This window comes from Dysgonomonas sp. 520 (assembly GCF_010501095.1).
Lineage (GTDB): Bacteria > Bacteroidota > Bacteroidia > Bacteroidales > Dysgonomonadaceae > QVMP01.
In genome coordinates, this window is record NZ_QVMP01000031.1 from 23,716 (window position 1) to 33,366 (window position 9,651).

The window sequence follows — 9,651 nt, forward strand, 5'->3', positions numbered from 1 at the left end:
ATTGAGAATGAAGAATAAACTCCAGTACAAAAAACTTAGAACTTACTACTTTTTACTTTATTACTCAATAAGGATATTAAATACTGATGTTGCCTGAGACGAAACAAACCTCAGGAAGTACGTGCCCGAAGCAACACCTGTCCTGCTGAATAAGGTGGCCTCGTTTATACCGCCCTTAATCTCTTTTCTCTCGACAAGTTTTCCCGACATATCGAACAGGTAAAGCTGATAATCGGCTTGTTCACGCAATTCGACTATCACCCTGAATTCGCCGTTGTTGGGGTTGGGCGATACGATGAAGCGTTTCAGGAATGGTTCTTGAGAACCATCTTCTCCTACATCTTCCGGGTCAACAACCGAAACGGTCTTGTAAAGCATATCGCTGCACATGTTCTTGTAGACAGCCATGCCGATAATGTATTCTCCGTTTTCGGGGAACGACAGGGCAACCCTGTCTTGGCTTTCTTCCAAAATAGAAACGTCTTCCGGAATAATCCATTTTATACTGTCGGATGGTGTCAGGGTCAGGTTCACTGCATATACTTGCGTATTGTTGGCAACCCGTGAAGCGATGACAAAATCGGGAGTAACTACATCGTCCGATTCTTCAACGGTGATATCATCCGACCCGTAACAACCTTCGGGCGTTGTTGCCGTCAGCGTATATGTCCCTGCCTTGTTTATATTGAGAGACTCTGTTTCCGAGACTACGTTTCCGGTAGCATTTGTCCATTTGTAAGAAACATTTTCAAAGTTCGCATTTCCGCTAATGGTTTTTGATTGGCCTTTACACAAGACAAAGTCGTCTTCCAGTTCCACAACAACCGGGTCGGGTTGCGTAAGTGTATATGTTTCCTGCATAAAACATCCGTTGGTGTCGGTCACCCGTACACGGTATTCGCCTTCGGGCAAATTGCTTCGCAGTGCCAGCGTCGAGCCGTCTTCCCACAGATAAGAATATGGTTGCACGCCTCCGGTAACGTTCAGCCTGATTTCCCCGTTGGCATAACCGTTACAAACGGGATGCTTAACCGAAGCGTTTAGCCGGATGCTGTTGGGCGACATGATGGAATCGTTGGCTTGTGCAAAACAATAATGTCCCATCATGTTTTCCTGGTATCTGGCATCACGGACACCTACAACATAATAACCCTGAGGCAAGCCGTAAACGGTCCTTGTGCTATCGTTCGTAGACCAGATATAGGTGTAAGGCGGCGTTCCACCCGATGCTGTCGCTTCAATGATGCCGATGCTGTCGCCGCTACACTGGGTATTCTGCAATACTTTGGTGGTAACCACCAACGGATCGGGTTGCACCAGATAGTAATCATCCGAATAAGTGAATATGTTGTTACGGTCGGTTATTTTTACCCTGTAATAACCTGAGTACAGCTCCGTTATCAGGCTGTCGGTTTGAGTCTCAGGTACAGTTGCCTGACCTTCCACTTTTTCCCATTGGTAGGTGTATGGCAAACTCTGATTTTCATGCGGACGCCCGCCTGTGGCATGGGCAACTATCTGACCGTCCTTATCGCCATGACAGGTAACATAGCGGTGCTCTTCTACGTAAACCTCCAATTTGGGCGGTTCCTCAACAAAGAAGCTGATAGTATCGGTACACCCGCACAGGTTTTCTTCCGTACGTGGATTTGCCAACGGGTAATTGGCATCCTGCACGGTAACAAAATAAGTGCTTGACGGAATGTTCTGCACCTTGCTTGTAAATATGCCTCCATCCTGAGTTATAGTATTGGGAATTATATTATCAAGCGAGTCTTTCCAGATTACGGTATATGACGTTGCAGTTCCTCCGTTGAAGGTTATCTCTGCCCATCCGTCAGACAATCCGAAGCCTTTAGGCTCTTCCCATTTGTAGCCTGATATGCTGACTTCATTCACAGGTTCGGACACTGTTACCAGTGTATCGGGTCCTGCACAACCGTACACATCATCAACCCGTACATTGTAGGCCCCGGCTGACAGCTCCTCGAATATGGCTGTATCGGTAATAGCAAAGCGTATAGAATCCAGTTGAACACCATTTTGAAATAACAAGGCATCATAGATGTCATTACCTCCTGTTGCATTTACCTTGATTTTCCCGTCACGGCCTCCATAGCAATGAGCGTCCTCAATGGCTACTGTAATTGAAACGTAATCGGGTGAGGTAACAGAATCGGATGCTTGTGCAAAACAATAAGGATCGAATATGCTGCCGCTGAAACGGGAATCACGTACTTCCACCGTATATCGTCCCTGACGCAATCCGCTAACCACCCTTGTCGTATCTCCCGTAGACCACAGGTAAGTGTAGGGTGGAACACCGCCCGAAGGGGTGGCTTCGATGATTCCGTCGGCATCTCCTCCACAGGTATTGTGTTGCAATACACCGGTAGATACCGTTAACAATTCGGGTTGTGTCAGATGAAAAGTTTCGGAATAGGCGGATATGCCATTGCTATCGGTTATCTTCACCCTGTAATATCCCGAATACAACTCTGTTGCTATGCTATCGGTCTGGGTTATCGGTATAATATTGGCACCCTCTATCTTTTCCCATTGGTAAGCGTAAGGCAAACCTGTCAGATTTGGGCGTCCGCCTTTGGCATGGGCAACTATCTGTCCGTCTTTGTCTCCGTAACAGGTAACATAGCGATGTTGCTCAATAACTGCGCCCAGCATGGGTGGCTCGTCCACAAAGAGGCTTGTGGTATCGGCACACCCGCAGAAGTTTTCTTCTGTTTGAGGGGTAGCCGAATTATAGTTGACATCTTGCACAATAATATTGTATCTTCCCGAAGGGATGTTTTCGACTTTACTGATAAAGCTAACTCCATCGGGGGTGATGGTGTTGGGGATAACCTTATTCAGGCTGTCTTTCCATACAACCGTGTAGCTGCCGGAGGTTCCTCCGGTAAATGTAATCTGAGCCTTACCATCGGACAAGCCGAAGCCTTTGGGTTCTTGCGATGACGAACCTGTTATGGTTACTTTCTCTGTTGGTTCGAGCACGGTTATATTCCCCACAACCGGATTCATGGACGCATCCATCGTACAGCCATTAGTGTCTTGTATGAAGACTTGATATGTGCCTTTGTCCAGTTCTTTAAATTCGCCTGTGTTGCTTGCGATGAAGCGGATGGAATCCTGATATACGCCGCCTTTGTAGAGTAATGCGTCAAATTCGCCTGTTCCGCCACCGGCTCGGACGTGTATCTTTCCGTCCCGTCCGCCATAGCAGTGTACCGGGTCTTGACTGATATCATCCAGCGATATAGCCGGACGGTTGGGTATACGGATCGAGTATTTGTGACGGACTCCGTCGGTATAGGTGTTGACGGTGTCATTCACATTTGTTCCAAAGCGGTACGTTCCCAACAGTGAAATGTTGAATGTGTCGGCTAGCAATCCCGGTATCTCCATTATTTTAGAACCGGGTTGTGCCAAAAGTTTATACTTGAAGCTATTCTCATTAGTACTGATATATAGGTTTTCCCGGTCATACAATTCCCTGTCGAAATGAATGAAGAGCTTGGCATCGTCCCCGTTGTGGCAATCGGGTAGCTGATAGCTAACGGAGGTAATTCCCGGTGATGACAACATGATGTTGTAAGATACGACAGAAGAAGTTGCCTTGTTATTATAAGCAACTTGTCTGAAAAATATATTTTTTCCGATATGGTTATCTGCATCAGTTCCTAAGATATCTTTTGCTGTAATATTAATGGAAGATTGTCCGTTGTATTGGGGGAGGTCTACCCAATTATAAAAATATCGCCAATGACCAGTTCCAAACATTGGTTTATACCAAGTAGAATCTCTTCTCGTCGCATATTGCCAATTGTATTCAGAGGGTTTGAATCCGGTATGTGAGGAGATAAGGACTTTATCTTCCGTTGGAAGAAAATTGTTTATATTCGGATTGTTTATTTTAAGTTTCGGTAAAAGACTCTGATATCCTTCATAGCCATAGTGGGTACCAAAAGGATTAGCCGGATCATTTTTTCCTGTCGCCCCTTCTGTATATCCATAAGGTAACGATACATAATATTGCCGTTTATGATCTTCCGTACATCCCTTACCAAATATTCCTCCATGGTGCTTCACCCCAGATGTATACACCCACATATCTCTTAGAGTTTTATTAGCGGAGAATGTATAGGTGTGTGAACTAGGCAATAATGCCATGTCAGTATGATCCGTACCTTGTCTGAAAAAAGATACTTCTTCCCCACTTTGGAATCGTAATTTTGTCGTTATATGACTGTTGCAATTTCCTGAAATATCCGCATGCACTTTGATTTCAGTAAACAGAAATTTTACTTCATATTCTCCGACTTGTCCCCATAAAAAAGTTGAGGTAAATATATGTAGACATAATAAAGAAAATAACCTTCTCATAATATTAATTCACTTTAGTTTGTGCGTGTGTCTGCTTGCCCTGAATGTCTTTAATGACAAGCGTATATTCGTAAGTTGTGTTTCGTTTTGCTTTATCGTCCAATATCTCGTCTGTCCAGATATCGGTAATTTCTTTCAACAGGATGGATGAAGCACCCGCTTCTTTGCGGTAGATACTGATGGATTGTATCTCCCTTGAGGATAGTTCCCATTTCAGGGTTACTCCTTTGTTTCCTCTTTTGGCTGAGAATTTCTTGATCAGAGAGGTCGATTCTCCTACCATTGATTTTGCGTAAGCCGATGGTGACGGCTCTGACTCCATCTTACCGCTATTGATACTACGTATCCGGTATATGTAGTTAGTATTGCTCAGCACGGTGCTGTCCGTATAATTTACAATTGAGGCATTCTCTATGGTTGCAATCATTCTTTCTTCTTCGTTTTCCCCCTCTCTTCGCCAGACGGAATAGGAGGTGATGGTTTCATCATTTCCCGGAATCCATTCCAGTATAATACCTTTATCAGTTGCCTCGCAACCTGAGATGTAAGGAGGAGCTGGTTTTACTTTCAATGGTTTAAGTAAAGTGATCGTCTTGCTTTGTTCCGACTGGTTGTATCGCTGATCCAATGCCGTAACAGCATAATATGCCTTGGCATTCAGATTATAGAGGCTGACTGTGTCGGCAAATTCATTTGTCCGCACAGCGATGTCGTTCAACGGGATAAGTTCTTCGCCTGCTGTTTGTCCCTTGAAAATGCGATATCCTAGCAAATCAGCTTCCGCATTTGCATCCCATGTCAGGCGAACAATGCCCAGAGAATCTATTTCACCCATCAATCCTGTTGGTGTTGACGGTGGAATACTGTCTGCCATTTGCAACAGGCGGGGAAAGGAATAGGTAGGTTCTTCCGCCTCTCTTTTAGGTATGGCGGCTATTCTCAAGTAATTGGCGGGCAAGGGTTCTTGATAAACTGTGTTCCGTTTATCAGAAGAAATATTATCCTCTATTGTTTCGTAAGGTCCTTTATCCGTATCGCCTCTTTCCAAGCGAAAATGTTTGATTTCGCCATTTCCTTCTTCGTTGAATTCCCATTCAATATTTACACTGCCATCGTCGTAGGGGGTGACACGAGTGATATGTGGTATATGAACCAATTTTGACTGCCCTTGCCCCTGAATGGTATCGGATACAGGACTTTCTTCTCCGAAGGGAGTCAGTCCGATGACACGGTAGTAGTAGGTTTTATCGTTCTGAATGGAGTCGGTATAAAAGATGCGGTCGCCTCCCGTCACATTGGTCAATGGGCTTTTATTCAGCCGTCTAAAATCTTTTCCGTCTTCCGAACGTTCGATGTGGTAGGTGTTGTAATAGTTGAGTAATATCTGATAGTTCCATGTTATGAGTGCCGATCCATTACCAAACAGGGCATCGAGCTCCAATGGTTGGGGGAGTTCTTGATAATCGTCCAAACCGATATAACAGGAAGCCATTTCCGTATGTTTTTTATTGTCCTTGTTGACAGGGATTACACGATACAGGTACCTTTCTCCTTGCACGGCAGTTTTGTCTTCATAGCCCCATCCGGCAAACAGAGCTGCCTGATAAGACAAATCGGCGGCATACATCGACATGGCATAGCGTTGCTCTTGTTCTTGCGAAAGGGCAATGATCTCGCCGATTCCTTTACGACCACCTGAAACTTCAAAATCGTCTCCGTACAATGCTTGTGCGATGATGGCGGCATACATATCCGTCTGTGCGATGTGTTGCCAGTCGTTCAATACGGGTGGTTTCAACGGCGTGGAGGTCAGGACAACTTTTTCGGGGTTGTCTAATATTGCTTCACCTCGCATCAGGGTGTAGCGCTCTATTGTTACACCATTCTTATTTGTGTAATACCATGCGTCGGGTGAGCCTGCTGTCCAGCGCAGTTGTATGCTTGTTTTAGTTACGTTTGGGCGTAGGTATATCCTGACTGTATCTTGCTGTGCGCTGATACTGCCGCCAAAAATCACTAGTAGTAGTGCTAGTATGTGTAGTCGTTTGTGCATGTAGTCATTTTATTAAAACATAAAAAGGGCATCGTTTTTTGAGGTAGAGCCAAAAGCTTATATAAAAGAATTTATTTATTTCTAGCTTTTGACACTACTAGCTCTTTCAACTGTATTCTGTTGCTTCGCTCCTAATTATTGAGGTAAAGGTAAGGCCTCAGATTCTATTATATCCGACTCGGCTATAATTTTGCCTGCTGTATCTCTGCATGCAACTATTTGCATTTCATAAACCACTCCTCTCGAATAACCGCCCATCATGGTATGAGTCATTATCTGACCAGGCATATTCGAACTTGGGATATAAACATTTGTCTCTTGCCAGTCATCTGAAGAGCCTTTTACTCTGTATAAGACTTGATAAGAATATGCACCTTTTACACCTTTCCAAGAGTATTGATAAGTATTGCTTGAATATTCGGAAACGATAGTCACTGTAAAATTTTCAATTTTTGCCAGATTATCAACTTTTCCATTGTCATCATCGTCATCGTCGGAACACGAAGTAGTTAATGCTAGTGTAAACGTAAATAAAAATAAAAGTTTCAATAATTTTTTCATAAAAAATAAGTTTGGTTAAATTTTCCTACTCTATTTTGGCTTTTCGGAATACGCCATATTTATGTTGATAGCAGCAGTCGTTTTCTGAGGTTGTTATAGGCCCTTTTTCTTTTCTCTTTTTTCCTTCCAATCTCGATAGCGATTAAGAATTGCCGCCATATTTTCTTTATAAAAAGAAAGAGAAAAGAAAGAGAAAAGAAAGAGAAAAGAAAACTATAACCCCTGTTTTCCCAATCCATTGATCTATTTTATAAATTAAAAAATAAAACAATCTAGATCCAGTTGTTCCTGAGCCTTGACCGGAGGGTCGTTGGGCAAATCTTTCATAGGTTTCTGGTGTATCCCAAAATATTATTGCAACTATAATATAAACACATCCTAATGCAACAATTAAATTAATCCATTTAATCTTTCTCATATGTTTACTTTTTTATATCGTCTACTAACCTATTTAATGCAACAGCAGGAATTAACCTCATAATTTCCATAGCCCCCTATCTGATGTACAATTAAATATAATTTTTCAAAGAACGTTCATTTCTTTTTATTCCTCTCTCTCTTTTCCTTCCAATCTCGACAGCGATTTTTAATACTAGAAATATTTTCATTTAAGAAATCATATAAGAAATATAAAGCCAAAATTGTAAAAAAAATAAAGACACCGACTTTTCCTATATATTTATCAATGGAATATTGAATAAAATAAAATAGGCGAGATCCCGTTGTGCCTGATCCATTATCCAATGGGTGTTGAACAAATTCATCGTATATATCATAATTTGTATATGCTAACATAACTAATATGCAGCAGACAAACACAATTAAATTAATCCATTTAATCTTTCTCATATGTCTATTTTTTCATATCATCTGCTAATCTACTTAGTGCAACAGCAGGAATTAACCTCATAATTTCCATAGCTCTATCTGATATACAATTGAATATAATTTTTCAAAGATCGCTTTCTTTTATTCCTTTAGGTGACATATGGAACATTACCACCAAAATATTGAAATATTGTTTTACAACATTTATAATATAGAATTGCCAATGTTGTATGTACAAAAACTACAATGATCGCAGACAAAAGGATATCACTATTTAAACTCAAAGAATGAACATCTTTAGATAATGGATTCCATGAAAAATAAAATATTATTATACTTACAATAGAACTACAAATGAAAAGGCACTCTTTCACAAAAAGAATTTTTTTAATAAAAGAATGCAGCAGGGTTAATATAATTTGTATGGTTGCATGAAGAATAATCATACAGATAAAAACAAATACCCAATATAATCCAATCATTCCTCCATCTCCTGAGGGAAGAGAGTATGAACGTGGAATATACAAACCTTCTATATAAAATATTGCTATCATTACAATTGCAATTATTACATCAAATAATATCAAAACAATTCGCATATTTATTATTTTTTAAAGATTGTAAATTTCACAGCTTTGCCGTCTGAAGTTGGAAAGACGTCACCCATAACATATTCTTTACTTAAATCAGGGCTTGCATAGAAATACTTAATCAAATTATCTATTTGTTCTTTTACATCTTCACTTGGATTAAAGCCGATTACATTCTCTACAATTTGCTTATTAATATTACTTGTGTTTGGAGCAAGATATTTTATCGGGATAAAAAAATCGACTTTATTAGCACTCGGATTTTTTAACAACTCTATTTCCAAAGATAAAATGGCATCCAAACGATCTGTTGGCGTTTGAGACGAATATTCTAGTATCCTCTTAAATTTACCAATTATCCTTGCTTTTTGTTGGGAACTTACATTTTTATTGTACTTTAAACTCAATAATTCAATCAAATCATCCAAATATATGAGATATAAATCTTTTCTTTTTCGTATATCATCAGGATCATGACCATCGGAAGCATGACCAAATGTAAAGCAATTTGCCAATTGTGTTTCACCATACATTTGATAAGGATTTTGGCTTGCATGGAATGGAAATGATTTTAATATCTTATCTTGAAGAGTTTGCCAACTGTTAATTGTATAGAATATAGAATGATGATTAGCTGAAAGCATAAAATCAATAAATTCTTTTTTAATTTCTGCCCTTGATTTAGCAGTTTTCACTTTGGTAAATGGTAATACTGATAAAACTTGATCTCCTAAATTCGTAGCTTTTAAGAATTCAAAATTTTCATCCAAGTAACTATTAATGAAATTATCCAATGAATTTACATATTGATTTATAGTTAGATAAGTAGTTAGTCCTTTTCTATCATTTTCAATGTCAAAATGTGCATAGCTATCTCCAAATCTATGCAAAAGATAATCAGATAGATCTTGCTCTGAGTGAGTTTTTAATATCGCATAAACTGTAATTGCTAATTCAACACCGTGATATCCTCCAGTTAATGCATGATAGCGTTGTTGTAATCCTCCATCCACCCATGTTGTTCGCTCTTGCATTTCACTTGGAGATAGAACATAGCTATCTGGTTTTTCAGAGGCTGCTCCTAATTTGTACGCTTGAGCTTGAGGAAAACCCATCATTAGAGCTGCTAATTGAACTGTATAATAATGCCCATCAGTACTCCACATCCCACTCTCATCCCCGTCAAACGGATTTGTGAACCAAGCCGGGTCGTTTAGT

General features: G+C 40.4%; 7 protein-coding genes. All 7 read right to left on the reverse strand.

What is annotated here, in order from left to right; translation table 11 throughout:
• Positions 1–60 precede the first annotated feature (60 nt).
• Entirely contained in the window at positions 61–4,401 is a 4,341-nt protein-coding gene (locus D0T56_RS15185) for a T9SS type A sorting domain-containing protein (RefSeq protein WP_163321014.1), read from the reverse strand.
• A gap of 4 nt (positions 4,402–4,405) precedes the next feature.
• The gene (locus D0T56_RS15190) at positions 4,406–6,454 is read right to left on the reverse strand and encodes a fibronectin type III domain-containing protein (protein WP_163321015.1); all 2,049 of its coding nucleotides are present in this window, start codon (positions 6,452–6,454) and stop codon (positions 4,406–4,408) included.
• Between the two features lie 135 nt (positions 6,455–6,589).
• A complete protein-coding gene (locus D0T56_RS15195; RefSeq protein WP_163321016.1) occupies positions 6,590–7,015 on the reverse strand; it encodes a hypothetical protein in 426 nt (141 codons plus the stop codon).
• 166 nt (positions 7,016–7,181) lie between these two features.
• Entirely contained in the window at positions 7,182–7,433 is a 252-nt protein-coding gene (locus D0T56_RS15200; protein ID WP_163321017.1) for a hypothetical protein, read from the reverse strand.
• A gap of 116 nt (positions 7,434–7,549) precedes the next feature.
• A complete protein-coding gene (locus tag D0T56_RS15205; RefSeq protein ID WP_163321018.1) occupies positions 7,550–7,864 on the reverse strand; it encodes a hypothetical protein in 315 nt (104 codons plus the stop codon).
• A gap of 128 nt (positions 7,865–7,992) precedes the next feature.
• Entirely contained in the window at positions 7,993–8,442 is a 450-nt protein-coding gene (locus D0T56_RS15210; protein WP_163321019.1) for a hypothetical protein, read from the reverse strand.
• Positions 8,443–8,447: 5 nt separating this feature from the next.
• The coding region (locus D0T56_RS15215) for a hypothetical protein (RefSeq protein ID WP_163321020.1) at positions 8,448–9,651 on the reverse strand (1,204 nt) is incomplete at its 5' end.